The 16,850-nt window shown below is 64.9% G+C and carries 13 protein-coding genes; all 13 read left to right on the plus strand.

Features of this window, described 5'->3' with window-relative positions:
* Window positions 1-95 precede the first annotated feature (95 nt).
* The 13 genes from KA354_06945 to KA354_07005 all read left to right on the plus strand — a co-directional run bounded on the left by KA354_06945 (window position 96) and on the right by KA354_07005 (window position 16,643).
* On the plus strand, window positions 96-458 hold the full coding sequence (locus tag KA354_06945; protein MBP7934370.1) for a family 20 glycosylhydrolase: 363 nt from the start codon (window positions 96-98) through the stop codon (window positions 456-458).
* Between the two features lie 252 nt (window positions 459-710).
* Window positions 711-2,372 (plus strand): PQQ-binding-like beta-propeller repeat protein, encoded by a 1,662-nt coding sequence (locus tag KA354_06950; GenBank protein MBP7934371.1) that lies wholly within the window; start codon window positions 711-713, stop codon window positions 2,370-2,372.
* Complete coding sequence (locus KA354_06955; GenBank protein ID MBP7934372.1) at window positions 2,369-6,100, plus strand: hypothetical protein; 3,732 nt, start codon at window positions 2,369-2,371, stop codon at window positions 6,098-6,100. Before KA354_06950 ends, KA354_06955 begins: the two co-directional genes overlap by 4 nt.
* Window positions 6,101-6,175: 75 nt before the next feature.
* Entirely contained in the window at window positions 6,176-6,829 is a 654-nt protein-coding gene (locus KA354_06960; GenBank protein MBP7934373.1) for a response regulator transcription factor, read from the plus strand.
* Between the two features lie 55 nt (window positions 6,830-6,884).
* Complete coding sequence (locus KA354_06965; protein ID MBP7934374.1) at window positions 6,885-8,495, plus strand: HAMP domain-containing protein; 1,611 nt, start codon at window positions 6,885-6,887, stop codon at window positions 8,493-8,495.
* Between the two features lie 240 nt (window positions 8,496-8,735).
* On the plus strand, window positions 8,736-9,320 hold the full coding sequence (locus tag KA354_06970; protein MBP7934375.1) for a hypothetical protein: 585 nt from the start codon (window positions 8,736-8,738) through the stop codon (window positions 9,318-9,320).
* Between the two features lie 96 nt (window positions 9,321-9,416).
* Window positions 9,417-9,998, plus strand: coding sequence for an RNA polymerase sigma factor (locus KA354_06975; GenBank protein ID MBP7934376.1), 582 nt, complete (start codon window positions 9,417-9,419; stop codon window positions 9,996-9,998).
* 413 nt (window positions 9,999-10,411) lie between these two features.
* Window positions 10,412-10,939, plus strand: coding sequence for a hypothetical protein (locus KA354_06980; GenBank protein MBP7934377.1), 528 nt, complete (start codon window positions 10,412-10,414; stop codon window positions 10,937-10,939).
* The gene (locus tag KA354_06985) at window positions 10,930-11,136 is read left to right on the plus strand and encodes a hypothetical protein (protein MBP7934378.1); all 207 of its coding nucleotides are present in this window, start codon (window positions 10,930-10,932) and stop codon (window positions 11,134-11,136) included. Before KA354_06980 ends, KA354_06985 begins: the two co-directional genes overlap by 10 nt.
* Before the next feature lie 60 nt (window positions 11,137-11,196).
* Window positions 11,197-13,095, plus strand: a complete 1,899-nt coding sequence (locus KA354_06990) for a HEAT repeat domain-containing protein (GenBank protein ID MBP7934379.1) — start codon at window positions 11,197-11,199, stop codon at window positions 13,093-13,095.
* A 234-nt stretch (window positions 13,096-13,329) separates the two neighbouring features.
* Window positions 13,330-14,166 carry a prepilin-type N-terminal cleavage/methylation domain-containing protein gene (locus KA354_06995; protein MBP7934380.1) on the plus strand — a complete coding sequence of 279 codons (837 nt, stop codon included), beginning with the start codon at window positions 13,330-13,332 and terminating at the stop codon, window positions 14,164-14,166.
* A 402-nt stretch (window positions 14,167-14,568) separates the two neighbouring features.
* Window positions 14,569-15,579, plus strand: coding sequence for a hypothetical protein (locus KA354_07000; GenBank protein MBP7934381.1), 1,011 nt, complete (start codon window positions 14,569-14,571; stop codon window positions 15,577-15,579).
* Entirely contained in the window at window positions 15,576-16,643 is a 1,068-nt protein-coding gene (locus KA354_07005) for a hypothetical protein (protein ID MBP7934382.1), read from the plus strand. Before KA354_07000 ends, KA354_07005 begins: the two co-directional genes overlap by 4 nt.
* The last annotated feature ends 207 nt before the right edge of the window (window positions 16,644-16,850 follow it).

Below are 16,850 nucleotides of genomic sequence, written 5' to 3' on the forward strand. Positions count from 1 at the left end.
CCGCCGCCGGATTCGCCAGCACCAACCTCCCCATCCCCTGGCTCGCCAACAAACGACTGGCCTTTACGTTCGGTTGAAAAACACCAAAATGTTAGTTGGCAGAAGGTCCGTGGGAATCAAGGCTAGACTACTACCAGGGTCCCCCAGAGAAGGAGCCGCTGGCTATCGGAGGCAACCTTCCGCTGAAGAAGGTGTACGAGTACGAGCCGATCCCGAAGGATATGAAGCCGGAGGAGGCCAAGCACATTCTCGGGGCCCAGTGCCAGCTGTGGGCGGAGTACCTGCCGACCACGCGGCAGGTCGAGTACATGGCCTTCCCAAGGGCGGCGGCGATGTCGGAGGTGTTGTGGTCACCGGCTCAGCGGAAGGGCTACGCCGCGTTTCTGGTCCGCCTGGCTGAGGATCTGAAGCGGCTGGATGTCTTGGACTGGAACTACCGGAAGCTGGACAAGGAATAGAGACTCGTCTCGCTCCTTGTCGTGGCCCGAGGGAACGGACTCCTACCTGTAGGGTGTTTACCGGCTTTTGTCCGCCTTTCTGCTGACGATTCTTCACATTCCCTTAAGGTACGCTGCCCTATGCTCAGCGGAGTCTCCCGCGGCAAGCCTTGCGGGAGGCCTGGTGGTCGTAGTCGATGGCGAGGGTGTCTGCGGTGTCCCTGGGGTCTTGAGGATGAGGGGCAGTGCCGGCGGTTGAGGCGAGATCGTAGCATGGGAACCCTGGCGGTCGTTCCGATTTTCATGAGTGCTGGTGCCGCGGTCATGCCCGCGGTCGTTGCGGCGGTGACGAGCGTGGTGGCCATCGCGGTGAGGCCGCGTGAGTTGCTGCGGCTCTGTCGGCGGCGGCCGGCGGCCGTCGGGGCGTCGTTGGGTGTGATTGCGTTGGGGGTGGTGGCCGCCAGCTGGTGGCGGACGTCCGACACGCGGGCTGCCACATCGGGGCGCGGGGAGACTCGGGCGGGGCATTATGACTGGGCCCGTGTTGCGGAGGACATCATCGCGAGGGAGGGCGCCGCCGGGGCACTCACGGCTCGCGCGGTCGCCGGGTCGCCGACGGCGGTTGCCGTCCAAGCAACGGGGGTTTCGCAAGGAGGGGGCGGCTCCTCGGTGGGTGCCGTTTCCCTGTCGAGCCATGGGAGCGCGGGTATTCCTCTGATTTTGGGGCGTGATGCCTCGCGATGCAGCTACGGGACGGGTCCGTCGCCTGTGCGGCTGAGCACGTTCTGGCGTTATGTGCCAGAGGAGACGATGTTCCTTTCCGCGCCCCTGGTGGTGGGCAATCGGGTCTTCACTGCCGGGTGCCAGAGTGACCTGGGCGGGTACACCGGTCTGCTCGCGTGCCTGGACGCCGAGACCGGCAAGCCGATCTGGGAGGTGACGCGGAAGGGCGATGACGTGTTGCGGCCGTTCTTCAGTTCGCCGGCATTGACTCAGGATGGCAGGTACCTGGTGATTGGGCAGGGTCTGCACGCGGATCGCGAGTGCTCGCTGCTTTGCTTTGAAGCTGTGACCGGGAAGCTCCACTGGGAAGTGAAGACCGCGCTTCACATTGAGTCTTCCCCCGCGATTCATGGTGACATGGCCGTGGTGGGAGCCGGGGCGATCGAGGGTCGTGACGGCCAGCCCACGGGTGACCCTGGTTTTGTGTTAGCGGTGCGTATCTCCGACGGCAGAGAGCTGTGGCGTCAAGTGGTCAACGATCCCGAGAGTGCGCCGGCGATCGATGAGAACGGCGCGGTGTACATCGGGAGCGGATTCAACGGCTCGGCCGTGGTGGCGCTGCGTAGCGAGCCGGAGGAGCAGTTGCGGGCCGGCAAGTTTGATCGGATTCTGTGGCGTACGGCGGTTGCTCATCCGGTCGTGAGTGCCATTGCCCTGGCCGGCGACCTGGTGATTGCGGGCGGGGGCAACAGCGACGCGGTTCATTCGAACCGGAATGCGGAGGGCATGGTGGTTGCGTTGGACCGGAAGACGGGCCGGATTCGCTGGCAGACGTTGTTTGAGGACTCGGTACTGGGGGGTTCTGCCTGTCGTGAGGACCGGCTGGTGTGTCCGGTCCGTACAGGCGAGGTGGCGGCGCTGTCGCTGCAGGATGGTCGGGTTCTGTGGCGTACGGCGATCAGCAGGCAGGCCCCGGTGATTGCGGCGTGCGCGTTCACCGGGCAGCGGGTTTACGCGGTGAGCAGTGACGGATACCTGGCGGTTGTGGATTCCCAGGATGGGCAGGTTCTGGAGCGAGTCTACTTGAACGACCAGGCCAGACCGGGCACCGGCCTGGCGATGTGTTCGCCGCAGGTTTCCGGAGGGCGGGTGATTGCGGGAAGCGAGACTGGGGGGCTGCATTGCCTGGTTGGCTCGGAGGGCAATGAATGAACTCGGCATCGGCCTACGTTGAGGACTTATCCGAATGCCGCGACGCGTCGCAGGTGGGAGGCAAGGCGGCGAGTCTTGGTCGGCTGGTCCGAGCGGGGTTCCCGGTTCCCGGCGGGTTCGTCATCAACACCCGGGCGTTTGAGGTTGCCAGAGGCCGATCGCTGCCGGCGGGCGTGCCGGCCGGGTTGCCGGACGAGGTCGCGGAGGAGATACGACAGGGGTACCGGGGGATGGGTAGCGGGCTGGTGGCGGTCCGATCGTCGGCCACGGCGGAGGATACGCCGACCGCCTCCATGGCCGGGCAGTACGAGACCTTCCTGAACGTGGAGGGTGAGGCTCAACTACTCCAGGCGGTGCGGGAGTGCTGGGCGGGTCTGGATACTCCCCGGGTTCGGGCCTATCTATACGAGCAGGGTATCGATCCTGCGCACGTGTCGATGGCGATCATCGTTCAGCGTCTGATTCCCGCAGACGCGGCGGGGGTGCTTTTTACCGCCAATCCCCACTTTAACGGCAACCGCGAGATGCTGGTTGAGGCGAGCTGGGGGCTGGGCGAGTCGGTTGTTTCCGGACGGGTGCAGCCGGATGTTCTCCGACTGGAGTATGAATCGGGACATGTTCTGGGCGCGACGATTTCCGACAAACAGGTGTACCTTGCCGCCGGGGGGAGTGGCGAACAGCCGGTCGACGAGGCGCGGCGCAAGACGGCCTGCCTGAATGGGCGGGACATTCAGCGGCTGTGGCGGTTGGGCAGGCGTCTGGCGGAGCATCTTGGCTCGCCCCAGGATGTGGAATGGGCGATCCATGGTGGCGAGCTGTATGTGCTGCAGGCTCGCCCGATCACGACGCTGCGGGCTGCCGAGGGGCATGAAGCGGTGCTGATGGTGGTGCGTCAGCGGTTGAACCAGGAGCTGTCGGCGGGGCGTGGTCCGTGGGTGCTGCACAATCTGGCTGAGACGTTGCCCCATCCGACGCCGTTGACCTGGAGCGTCATCCGGCGATTCATGTCCGGGTCCGGCGGTTTTGGTGCCATGTACCGGCAGGCTGGCTTTCGGCCTTCGCCGGTCGTGGATCGCGAAGGGTTTCTGGAACTTATTGCCGGTCGAGTGTACATGGACGTATCGCGTGCCCCGGAGATGTTCTTTGAGGGGTTTCCTTTCGCATACGACCTGGAAGCGCTCCGCCGAAGCCCGGATGCATCGCAGACGCCGCCGACCTTGCCGCGAGGTTCGTTCTCATCACGTATGGTTGCCCGGCGGCGCCTGGCGGCGGTGCAGAGGAATCTGTATGCCCTGTCCGCGGATTTCGATCGTCAGCTTTGCCGCAACATGTGTCCGCGTCTGGCGTGCTATGTCGACCTGGCCAAGCAGATCGACTTGCGGCTGGTCTCCGCCGATCGTCTGATCGGTCTATGGCAGGAGCACGAGAGACAGGTTCTGGATACTTTCGGTCCGCACTCGCTGATGCCGAGTCTGATCTGCGAGATGGCCATGGCGGAGCTTCGGGAGTTTCTCCAGGAGTGCTTCTGGGAGGAGGACGCTGATGATCTGGCCGGGGTCATCTCGGCCGGTGGTTCGCTGAACCGGACGCTGACTGCTGACCTCGAGTTGTATGAAGTGGGGAGGGGTTTCCGCCCGTTGGAGAGGTGGATGGCTGATCACGGTCATCGGGCGGTAGGGGAATTCGATCTGGCGGCTCCGCGCCGGCGAGAGCAGCCGACGGCCGTCAGCGATCTGGCGGCCCGCTTGGCCGCCGGCGTTGGACCGCTGGATCGACACCGTCGCACCGTTGGGGAGGTGGAGTGCCGGATCGAGTCGCTCCGTGCCCGGCTGTCGGGCCGCGATCGCAGGGAGTTCGATCGTCGTCTGGATCTTGTCCGCCGGTACATGGCCTTTCGCGAGGACGGCAAGGATTTCCTGATGCTGGGCTACGATTTGCTGCGTGACCTGGCTCTCGAGGCGGGGCGACGGCTGAACGTCGGCGAGGATGTCTTTTACCTGACGCGGGAGGAGCTCTTCGACGCGCTGGGTGTCGGATCCGCACCGCGTCGAGTGATCGATCAACGGAAGGCCGAGTACGAGGCTGAGATCCGGATCGACCTGCCGCGGGTGATCGAGGGTGCGATGATCGAGGTCCTGGGTGAGACGGCGGTAACGGAGGCGCACCCCGGCGGCTACCAGGCCTTTGGGATTTCGTCGGGCGAGGCTGTGGGGCCGGCGAGGATTCTCCAGTCGCCTGGGGAGAGGTCGGATCTCGGTCGCGGCTACGTCCTGGTTTGCCCGAGCACGGATCCGTCCTGGACGCCGCTGTTCATCAACGCCGCGGGACTGGTGCTGGAACGTGGCGGCACCTTGTCGCACGGGGCGGTGGTGGCTCGTGAGATGGGGTTGCCGGCCGTTGTCCTGCCTGATGCCACGCGGTTGTTTGCGGAGGGCGAGGTACTTCGCGTGGACGGCCGCCGCGGGCGGGTTGTCCGGGAGGGGGAGACGCCGTCTGGGGTGTCGGTGTCGGCGAGCTGCGATTTGTCTGACGGTTCGGGCGGGTGCGATCGAGGGTCGCCCGGCCCGGACGACGTGTGCGTCTTGGCGGACGCGGTTCCGCCGCCGTCTGGCAGGAAGGACCGCAGGGCGGCGAGGATGCGAAACGTCCTGGCCCTCGCGTGGATGGTTTTTCTGCTGGGTTTTTTCCTTCTGCCCGAGGCCTGGGTTCATCAGCCATCGTTGGCGGCCATGGATTGGGTGTTGTGGCCGATTGTCCGGTCCTTGGGCAAGCCCGCGGTCGTGGTGGTGGTTGCTGTCGGCCTGGCGTTGCTGACGCTCCTACTCCAGAAGTATTTAACCGACAACGAACGTCTTTTGGAGGCAAAGCGTCGAGCCGCGGTTCTGAGGAGTCAGGCTGACGATCTGCCCGAGGGCTCGCCGAGGCGCCGAACACTGACCCGGTTGGCGGCGGGGGTCCAGTATCGCACGCTGACGGCCGCGCTGGTTCCGGTAGGCGTCTTGCTGGGCCCCATGGTCATGCCGTTCATCTGGTTCAAGGATCGCGTGGATCCGGCGGCCGGCAATCCGCCAGCGGGTTCGCCGGTGCAGGTGGTTGCGATGGTTGACGGGGACTGGTTGGATCCGGTTCGGATCGAGACGCCGCCGGCGATTCAGGTGGACGACCGCACGCCGTCGACGCGGACTCTGCCGCCGCTGCGCGAGACGTTGGAGCGACTGCTGACCCTGTACCGCCAGCGGCAGGATGAGTCCGCGGAGCCGTGGGAACTGAAGGTGGGGCCGGATGTAGCGCCTGCGCAGGCGGCCAAGGACCTGCAGGCTTATCTCGAGGCGGGCCTGCCGCCGCGAGGCATGACCTGGATGATTCGCCCGCCGGCGGACCTGGACGGTCGATTCCCGGTGACGGTGGCGACCGGGGGTCATCGTCCGGTGACGATCCACGCGGTGGTTGGCGACCGGTGTGCCCCCGCTCCCTCGCGGGTGACGGGTCACCGGGGCTCGCCGGTGCGGGAGCTGCGTGTGGTCTACCCGCGGTCCAAGCAAGCGCCCTGTTTCTGGCGGCCTTTCGCGGCGTTTGGGTCTCGGTCGCGGGATGCTGCCGTGGCGGGTGAGGGCAGCCGGGCGGTTGTCGGGAGGCTGGCGGCGGTCGACGTTGGTTGGCTATGGTTGTACATCATGGTCTATCTGCCGACGTTGCTGACGGCTCGGGGGGTGATGAAGGTCGCGTGATGGCGGGTCATGGCGGCCCCGAGGCGGTACACTGGTGTTCGAACGGATACGGATGATGCTGTTGAGGGGTGTCCGATGAGGCTGCTGGTGATTGAGGACGAGCCGGATCTGCTGGAGGTGTTGGCTCAATCGCTCCGCGAGGCCGGATATGCGGTGGACGAGGCGTCCGACGGGCCGACCGGTTTGTACAAGGCGGCGGGCGCGGACTACGATGCGGTCGTTCTCGATCTGATGTTGCCGGGCATGAGCGGGTGGGATCTGCTCCGTGAACTGAGGAAGACGAAGGCAACGCCGGTTCTCATTCTGACCGCACGCGATACTATCCCCGATCGAGTGAAGGGTCTCGATGCCGGGGGCGATGACTACCTGACCAAGCCGTTCGAGTTGCCGGAGCTGCAGGCTCGGCTGCGGGCTCTGATTCGCCGATCGGCGGGTCAGGCCAAGGCCACGCTCGAGGTAGACGACGTCGAGATTGACACGGCCGAGCGTACCGTGCGCAAGGCGGGGCAGCCGGTTGCTCTCACGCCGAGGGAGTATGCCCTTGTCGAGTTGCTTGCCCTGCACAAAGGGAAGCTGGTGACCCGGACGATGATCTACGATCATCTGTTCGACGAGGCCGACGACAGCCTGTCGAACCTGGTGGATGTTCACGTTGCCAACGTCCGGAAGAAGCTGGGCAAGGATTTCATCCTGACCCGGCGCGGCGAGGGGTACCAGGTCCATGGCTGAGAGCCGGTTGCCAGATCGGGGTTGCCCGCTTGCCGCACCGCGTGGTCAGGGCTCTTTGGGAGTTGGTTTCAAGTCGATTCGCTGGACGCTGCAACTGTGGCATGCCGGTCTGCTCGCGGTGGTGCTGATGGCGTTTGGCTCGATGTCGTACGTGGGCATTAGTCGGATGCGGTACCAGGAGGTGGACACCGATTTAGAGCGATCGGTGCAGGGGCTGGTGGTGGGTTTCCGACCGAAGATGCCGGGGCGGCCACCTAGCGAAGTGCCGTCGGGTGGTTCTCCGATGGACCCAGGTCCGAGCTGGCCGGATGGTGATGCTGGGCCGAAGCCGGAGCCGCCTGACTGGCGTGGCCCGGGCCCGTTGGACCGATCGGTGGGCCGGCCGCCGGACGGGCCGCGTGGCCGGGAGCGGTCGTTTCCGCCCTGGCTGGAGTTCGAAGTGCCCGTGGAACTGGATCGACGGGCGGCGACCGGCGAGCTCTACTACGTGATCTGGGGTTTCGATGGTCGTGTGCTCAAGTCCTCGGCGAGCGCCGGGGAAGTTCCTGATCCCGGTTCGACGTTGTCGGGTCCTCCGAAGCCGGAGCCGCCGCAGATACGTCAGCGAGGTGAGGTGCGAGAAGCTTACGTTTTTGGGCCATTTGGTTTGCGTGGCCTGGTTGGTCGTTCGATGCGTCCGGATCAAGCGGCCCTGCACCGGCTGGCGTTTCTGCTGGTCGCGGTTGGGGCCGGTGTCCTGGTGATCGGCCTGGCGGGTGGGTGGCTCGTATCCTTGCGAGCGGTTCGGCCGATCGAAGCGATCACGGCGGTGGCTCAGGAGATCTCGGCCTCGAATCTGTCCAGGCGGATCGATCTGGCCGGGACCCAGAGCGAGCTGGGGACGCTGGCGGCCGTATTGAATGACACCTTCGCTCGGCTGGAAGCGGCGTTCCAGCAGCAGGTTCGATTCACCGCGGACGCATCGCACGAGTTGCGTACTCCGTTGGCGGTGATTCACACCCACGCCCAACTGGCCTTGTCGCGGCAGCGATCGGCGGAGGAGTATCGTCGGATGTTCGAGACGTGCCTGAGAGCCTCCGACCGGATGAAGAATCTGGTGGACTCGCTGCTTCTGTTGGCTCGGGCGGATGCCGGTCGGCTCTCGCTCAACCGTACCGAGCTGGACCTGCGTGATATCGTCGAGGAGTGTGTCGAGATGGTGTTTCCCCTGGCTGCCAAGAAAGGGGTGACGGTAGAATTGGATCTGGAGTCTGTGGCGCTGCTCGCGGACGGGACCCGGGTTGCCCAGGTAGCGACCAACCTGTTGACCAACGCGATTCGCTACAACCGCGAGGGGGGGCGGGTGCAGGTCCGCGTTGGTACCAGTGGCACTGATGCGGTGCTCAGCGTCACGGATACGGGGGTGGGCATTCCGGCCGAGAGCCAGGCGCACCTGTTCGAGCGGTTTTACCGGGTGGATGCGGCCCGCAACCGGGAGGAGGGGGGCAGTGGTCTGGGCCTAGCGATCTGCAAGAGCATTGCCGAGGCTCACGGGGGCACGATCACCTTTCGCAGCGAGGCGGGCAAGGGAGCGGTTTTCCTGGTACGGCTGCCCCGGAAGGGGGCGGAAGGCGGATGTCCTGCGGACTCCCTTTCGACGGAAAACGGTCCGCCGGCATGTGGGTAGCGGGGCGCGTAGCCTGAACTGGCGGAGTCATCTTCTTCATCTTATCTTCAGGTGGGGGTTGTTAACCTGAAGGAGGGTGATGTCTGATCTTGGATTTTGCCCCTCGGTTGCCGATGGTGAAGGGTCAGTCACGGGGCGGTTGGCCTGGCCGGCTGCCAGGCTGGTTTTGGTGAGAGGGCGGCGGCTCGCGTGGCGTTCGATGAGGGCCATGGTCTGCCTGATCACGAAAGGAGAAGGCCGATGTTGAGTCGAAAATGGTTGTTGGCGATTCCGGTGGGAGCGTTGATGGTTTTCTCGTTGGCTCTGGCCCAGGATCCCGGGCGAGGTGGCCCTGGTCCTGGTGCTGGAGCGGCTCCCGGTCCGGGTCAGCCGCCGGCTTTCGGGGGTTTTGATCCTGCGCAGTGGCGTGAGCGGATGTCGAAGATGATGCAGGACCAGCTGGGGGCCAGCGACGACGAGTGGAAAGTGTTGTATCCCAAGATTGAGAAGGTTCAGACGACCCAGCGAGAGTCTTTTGGTGGTTTTGGGATGATGGGTTTCGGTCGCCGTCCTGGCGGCGGCCCAGGCGGCCCTGGTGGGGGCCCCGGTGGGCCTGGTGGCATGGGCAACCAGCAGCTCAGCAAGGTGGCCCAGGCTCAGACAGACCTGCGGGCCCTGCTGGACAAGAAGGATGCCGGCGCGACGGACATTGCCGGCAAGCTGGCCGCCTATCGCGAAGCCCGCGAGAAGGCTCGCACGGAAGTACAAGCCGCCCAGAAGAGCCTGAAGGAGCTTGTGACGCAGCGTCAGGAAGCCGTTCTCGTGCTGATGGGCGTTCTGGAGTAAGCCGACGTTCGGCGGGGTGGTTTGAAGGCAAGCCGCGTTCCGGAGCGCGGCTTGGGGAGTGTGGGGTGTGCGCCGCTTGTCTTGCGAGACGGGTTGATGGCTGACTGGGCCGACACAACACGCATGCTTGGTCGAGGCGGGCGAGCGACGATTCGCGCTCTGATCGAGTTTCACGCCGACTATCTGTTTGGCATCGCCCGGGCGTTAGCCGTTGATGCCGCGGATGCTGAGGAGCTGGTGCGGGGGGCGCTGGCCTGTTGCCTGGAAAGCGGTTTTCGCCCGGGGGTTGCGATTCGGACATCGCTGCTGGCCGCGCTGGTGCGTGAGGCGTGCGGGACTCGCCCGGCTCCATCGCGTTGCATATCGTCAACCGGTCTGGCGAAGGGGGTGACCCGTGTTCCCGTGGGTCAGGCCGCGGAGTGTGCCGGGACCGTCGTTGCCGAGTCTCGGCCGGGTTTGTCGGCGGTCCTTCGTGACCTGGCGATGGAGCATCGCATCGTCGTTGTTCTGCGGGAGCTGGCAGGGATGACGTACGAGGAGATGGCCTGCACCCTGCAGGTTCCGCAGGCGACCGTGGAGGTCCGTCTTCGTGAAGCCCGAGAGGCGTTATCGAAGCGGGTGCTCGCCGCTTTGAGGGATCTTCCCGCCGGTCGAAGGCCTGTCTTCACGCCACCTTAAGGTTCACCCGGCTATGTTGAGTCATGTCAGGATCGGATCCGCCCGCGTCACTTCGGAGATGAGGGTGACGGGCGGGAGAGCCTGCCGAGAGGGTCGAGTCTTGTTCCAGAGCAGCACAGGGTTTTTAGGTATCGTCATGGTGCTGGGGGTCCCGATTGTTGGCGTTGCCCAGGCGCCGCGGAGCAACACAGGGGTGCCGGGGTCGCAGCCCGCGCCTGATCGCGGGCCGTTTGGGGGTGGTTTCTTGCCCTTCTTCCCGGGCTTCGGGGAGGTGATGGCGTTTGGGGAGATCAAGACGCAGATACGAGCTTCGGACGAGGAGTGGAGAGTGATTGGCCCCAAGCTGCGGCGGGTGATGTCCGCGCGACAGGCGACGGAGGCGATGCTGCTGCCAGCGGGCCCGGACGAGAGTAGTGGCCTGTTGGGTGGCCCGATGGGCCGAGGGGGGCGGGGTGGTGGCGGTTTTGGCCCGCCGGGTGGGCCGGGTTTCGGTGACGACAGCAGCTTTCAGGGTCCTGGCGGTTTCGGTCCGGGGGGTCCTGGTGGTCCCGGTGGTCCTGGTGGCCGTGGGCCTGGCGGTCGTGGTTCTGGGGGTTTTGGACCGGGAGGTCCGGGGCCTGGTGGTTTCGGGCCTCCGGGCGGATTTGGCCCGCCTGGTGGTTTTGGGCCTCCGGGCGTTTTTGGTCCGCCTGATGGTTTTGGGCCTGCGGCTGGTTTCGCTCCGGGCGGTCGCGGTCCAGGCGGTTTTGGCCCGCCGGAGGAGCGAGGTCGGGGTGATGCGGCGGCGACACAACCCGGAGCCGCGAGCCAACCGGCGTTCGGCGGTCGTGGCGGTCGCGGCTTTGGTCGGTTTGGCCCGGGCGGTGGTCCCGGGGGTGGCGGACCGGGTGGGCCGCCGGGCGGCGGACCTCCGGGCTTCGGTGCGCGCAACATGGTGGTGATGCAGGCCCTGTTCGAACTGCAGACGGTGCTGGCGGACTCGAAGTCGACTGCGGAGCAGGTCGAGGAGAAGGTAACGGCTGTTCGCGAGGCCCGCCGCAAGGCTCGGCTTGAGCTGGAGGAGGCGGAGAAGGACCTTTTTCTGCTGCTGACTCTTGATCAAGTGGCAGTGCTGACGGAGCAGGGTTACCTGGACTGATGGCGTACCCGGGGTGGCGCTGGATGCCGGTCGGCTGCCGTGTTCTTTGGAGTGTTCGCGATGTGGTGCATGAAACGCACGTTCCTGAAGGGCTCGTTTGTGGTTCTGCCGTTCCTGCTTCTGTGTCTGGCGATGCCGGTGCAGGGATACGTGGATCTGGCCCCCACGCTTTCGAAGGTGGTCGGCGATTCGAAGCAGATTGCGGTGGTAGAGGTTGTCGGGTTCCATCGCGAGAAGCGCACGGTGACATTGAAACCGGTGCGCAAGCTGAAGGGGGATGCGATCGCCGGGGTGGTCAAGCATGAGGTGGCCGTTTCCCAAGGCGCAGCCATTCCGCGGCATATCATGCAGTGGGCGGATCCCGGTTCTCAGGCCGTTCTGTTCGTGTCCCGCAACACCGGGCTGGTCTGCGTCGGCCAGGGGTGGTATCAGGTTCGGTTGGCTGGAACGGATGCATGGAAACTGGGAGTCGAGCGACCGGATCTGCCGTTGGCCTATTATGGTCCGGTGTCCCGCCTGGCTGACGGCATCGAGAGCATGCTTGCCGGCAAGGATGCGGTGCTTTCGACGGTGGCCCACGGTGCTGACGAGATTGCGGCCAGTTTTGACTTGGCGCTCAACCGTGCCAGCCTGCCGGGACTGGTCAAGGTCGAGCGCATCCGGGCGAATCTGAAGATGCCGCCGATGGTGTTGGCCGCCTCGGCCAATCCTGCCTATCTGATTGGGCAGGGGCCGGTGGACGAAGCGGATCTGCCGGCGCTGATGGAGAAGCTCAAAGCGGCCGACGCCGTGGTGCGGGCCGACTCGGCCGACGATCTCGGGTGGTTGGCCGCCAAGGCTGCCACGGCGGAGAAACCGCTGACGGCTCTGCTGGCGGATTCTGCGTCGCGTGTACGGGTATCGGCGGCGACGGCGCTGCTGCGTATTGTCCCGAAGAATGCGGACGCCCTGGTCGTCCTGAGGCAAGCGTTGGTGAGCTCCGACCACGCCACGCGTCTCCAGGCGGTGAAGGGCGTTGGCCTGGTGGGTTCAGCGGCCGCTCCCCTCATTGATGTGTTGGGCGGCTTGCTGAAAGAGGGAGACGAACCGACGCGGATTGCGGCTCTTCAGGCCATCTCGATGCTGGGCCCGGTGGCGGCGGCTCAAGTTGGGGTGGTCACCCGCCTGCTGGACGACCCGGAGTTGATGATTGATGCCGCGGACGCGCTGGGCCGGATCGGTGCCGCGGCTCGCCCGTCGCTCAGGCGCCTGGCTCAGATGCTGACCAGCGATCAACCGGCGGTTCAGTGGGCGGCTGTGCGGGCGATGTCGCAGATCGGCGGCGAGGAGGCTCATCCGGCCGTCGACTTCATGGTCAAGAAGTTGCCCAGTGCGACCGAGGTAGAAGGCTACAACATGATGATCTACCTGGCTCTGCTGGGGCCGGTGGCCAAGGATGCGATTCCGACGATTCGCAGCGTTCGGATCAAGAATCCGGTGCTCCCGTCGGCGACCTGCTGGGCGATCGAGTCGGACAGGAGTTTCCCATGGTTGGGCGGGGGGCGTGGTGGTCCCGGCGGCCCGGGCGGTCCTCCGGGCATGGGTGGTGGCGGAGGAGGGCCTGACTTTGCGGTTTACATCTACGAAGCCTACGTGGTCGAACTGGGTGATCGGCTTCGTCCGGCGGCCCGGCTGCTTGCCCAGAAGATCGCGGACGGGACGGCGGGGGACATTCCCGACTGGGGATACAAGATCCTGTCCTGCGGCCGGGACGAAGCTCTTGGCGTTTTCCTTCCGCTGCTGTCCGACCGCGACAAGGTGATGCGTGAGCGTGCGGTGGTGGCTCTGGGTTTTATGGGTCCATCGGCCGATGCTGCCCGAAGCCAGGTTGAGGCTGCCCTGCAGGGGGTGTCGAGCGAACGGGAGAAGAGGCTGATTGAGTGGTGTCTCCGGGAGCTGGCCCACGGCCCGCGCGGCTAGATGGGGTGGTCCGGGTTGAGGCCGGTGCTGATTGCGGGGGTGCCGGGGGGGGGCTCTTGTCGCAAAAGGACAAGTCATTTACGCAATGGGGCGTTGTCATGGGAAGCGGGCCCGGTGGTAATATGGCCGATATACTCAGGTAGGTGATGGTCCACCTCGCCGCATCCTCGATGGTAGAATAGTCGCCGTGGCTGAGGGGCGTTTGGTCGTCAGATCGAGACGGAGGTCTCAACCATGTGTCCGACAGGCATGACCGCAGGCGTGTACTCTCGGGAAGCCGGACTGGCCCATGCGCGTCGGTCGAAGGCTGGGTGTTGCCGTTCGGGGTTCACGCTGATCGAGGTTCTGGTGGTGGTAGCGATCATCGCGCTGCTGATTGCGGTTCTGCTTCCATCGCTGACACGGGCTCGGGAGAATGCTCGTCGTGTGGTTTGCGAGAGCAATCTCACCCAGCTGCAGAAGGGGACGGTCTTCTATCAATCGGACTTCAAGGGCATTTTTCCGCCCCACCGCACGGCGGTCGTCGTGGGCACCAAGGGTCGCGACGATCTGGGTGAGTGGGCGTGGTTCAGGCTGCTGGAGAAGTACACCAAGTCGCCGGAGGTGCCGCATTGTCCGACGCTGGGCACGTCGACCCAGCATGATGCCGGGGTGACCTGGAATTGGGAGTACAGCCGGCTGGAGATCGGCTACGGCTACAATGCGTGGTTCCTTGGTTTGTGGAATCACACCACCGAGGACTATGGCGTGATCAAGAGTACGCCGTGGTTCCCGGAAAGCCGAGTGAAGCGGCCGTCGTCCAACATTCTCTTCGCCGACGCCAATCCCAAGATTGACATGCAGTTTGGCGGGCAGCTCTGGTGGCCCTACATCGAGGGCGATGCCACGGAGAAGTCGACGGGTGGGACGGGGGAAGGTGTGAATGTCACCAGGCACCTGAAGATGGGCAATATCGTGTTCAACGACGGTCACTGCGAGACGCGAAGGGCCGGCACGATTAATCCGAAGAAGAAGCTCTCCAACGAGTTCCTCCAGTATTGGGATCCGCTGCTCCGTCGGATATCGAACTGATTGTGTTGCCCGGTCCAGTGGTCGCCCGGCCTGGTCGGACCTGTGGTGTGTGGGCTTCTTCTGCCCAGCGGCCCGACGGTCGGGTTTCTCCCCCGCGTATCGACGATCCCGGTTTCTCAGCAGGATGGCGGCTCAGTCCGCGGCGTGGTCTCCTTCCGACGGAGGTGTCCGAGTCGGGTCTTCCGTGGATCTCCATCTCAGGATGTGTCATGCTGCGATGATCCGGCCGATCGGCCATATCGGGCGGATTCTCCGCCCTGATCGATCTGGCCGGCGGGATTGCGTTCGGTCCTGGGGGTACTTCTCACATTCTCGGCTTGCGGCTTCGCGGGCTTTTGCGTCGGCATGGTTCCGTTACAATGATCGTGTTTCGGACCGGGGTCATTCTTCGGGAGGAGTGTGATGACGGGTGGTGCGGCCTGCCGATTGACGGGTGTCTTGCTGATGTTCGGTGTGCCTGGGGCGGGTGCGAATCCTGCCCGGGCTGACGAGGAGCTGGCGATTGACCGGGACAATCTGGTCATCAGCCGGTCGGTGAGCATCAAGCCCGGGCGGTATCGGGTGCAAGATGCGGACGGCAACGGCGTTCTTCAGGTCAAGGCCGACGACGTGGTGGTGGATTTTCGGGGCGCGGTGCTGGCGGGCATGGGCATCGAAGGCACCGATCTGAGCAAGGCTGAGGGTATTGGTCTCTCGGTCAGCGGGGCCAAGAACGTTACCATTCGCAATGCCAAGGTGCACGGCTTTGCCTTCAACATCCGGGCGGTGGACTCGCCGGGGCTCGAGCTTGAAGGTTGCGATGTCAGTTACGCCAAGGCCCAGCGGATCGCGGCGGGTGGCCGGCCGATCGAGATCTGGCTTGTTCTTCGTTCCCTTGATGCCTGGCGGAGTTACGGGGCGGGCCTGTGGCTTGAATCGTGCAGGGCCAGCAGCGTCAGCCGGTGCCGGGGTACGGGGACGCAGAACGGCTTGTTGCTGGTGGACTCGGCGGAGTGGAATACCCGCTGGTTTGGCTGGGGCAAGCCGACCAAGCTCGCCTACGACGACACCGCGGGGTGGGCCAGGCTGTTTGCATCTGTGCCGCTCCATGAGCAACGCACCCGCGAGCTCAGTACCAGGCTCTGGCGGGAGGGCTTTCCGCCGGGCGTTCCGCACCATGACTTCGCCATCCTGGCCACGACCCAGGTTCGGATGCCGGCCGGCCGGTACCGACTGTCCACCTTGTCCGACGACGGCATTCGCGTGTTCTTGGATGGCAAGGAAGTGATCTCGCGCTGGAACCATCACGGGACCACGCCGGATGCGGCCGAGGTCGATGTAGCCGAGGGGGTGCATGAGTTCATCGTGCACTACTGCCAGGAGGACGGGGCGTCGACTCTGGATTTCGGGTGGCAGAAACTGGACCAGCCATGACTTCGCGGGAACGCATCCTGGAGGCCCTTCAGCGACGGCCGACCGATCGGCTGGCGCTGTGTGAGACCGGCTTCTGGCCGGAGACGCTCGATCGATGGCGAGGTGAGGGGTTTCCCGCCGATGGTGATCCGGTCGACTACTTTGGTCTTGATCGCATGGCCTTCGCCAACGATCTGTTCGAGCCTGCGTTCGGGCTTCCGGAGCGGACGTTGGAGCAGACCGACGAGTACCGCGTTTATCGCGACGGTTACGGCAAGACGGTCAAGGCCTGGCTGCATTCCTCCCACACGCCGAGTATTCTCGAACCCGCCCTGACCACCTGGGACGGATGGCGGCGGCTGAAGCCGGCTCTCAAGGCCTCTGAAGACAAGTTCAACAACCCTCAAGCCGAGCGGCTTTACCGGGACGGTCGAGCGGGCGGTCATTTCCTGTCGATGACGCCGGCCGAGCCGATGTGGTTCGCGATCCAATCGGTCATGGGCTATGAGCAGGGTCTGCTGGCCATTGCCGAGCAGCCCGAGCTGATCGCGGACATGGTGGGCACGTATACCGACTACCTGCTGGGCATGATGGAGTTGTCCTGGGAGCGCGGGTATCGCTTCGATGCCCTGTGGTTCTGGAGTGATCTGTGTTACCGGGGGGGTATGCTCTTCTCGCCCGTGGCCGCCCGGCGGCTGGTACTCGATCACTGGAAGCGGCTCGGCCGATGGGCTCACGCTCGTGGGATGCCGTTCATCTTCCATTGCGACGGTCATGTCGGGCAGTTCATTCCGCTACTGATTGAAGCCGGCTGCGATGCGATTCATCCGCTCGAGGCCCGGGCGGGCAACGATGTGCGCGAGTACAAGCGGCAGTTCGGCGACCGGATCTGCCTGATCGGCAACATCAATGCTGATATCGTGGCCTCTGGCGACCGGGTCGCGATCGAGCGTGAAGTGGTCGAGAAGATCCCGGTGGCCGCCCAAGGCGGTGGGTACATCTACCACATTGACCACTCCGTGCCGCCGACCGTCTCGCTCGATTCGTACCGATTCCTGCTGGAATGCGTGCGCAAGTGTGGTTGAGGTTTCGAAAGGGCCTTGTTGTCCTCGAAAGCGATCATGGATCCCATGTTGATCGAGATCCCGGACGAGTTCGAGACCGCGGCTGACCGTCCGCGTGCCCAGGGTCGGTGATAGGCTCATCCGGAAGCCATCCGCGAGTACCGAGTGGCCGAACGTCGCGACCGCGCCGACCGCAAGCAACTCCGACGGGCCACCCGCCGGCGTTTC

This window comes from Phycisphaerae bacterium (assembly GCA_018003015.1).
In the GTDB taxonomy this organism is placed as follows: domain Bacteria; phylum Planctomycetota; class Phycisphaerae; order UBA1845; family PWPN01; genus JAGNEZ01.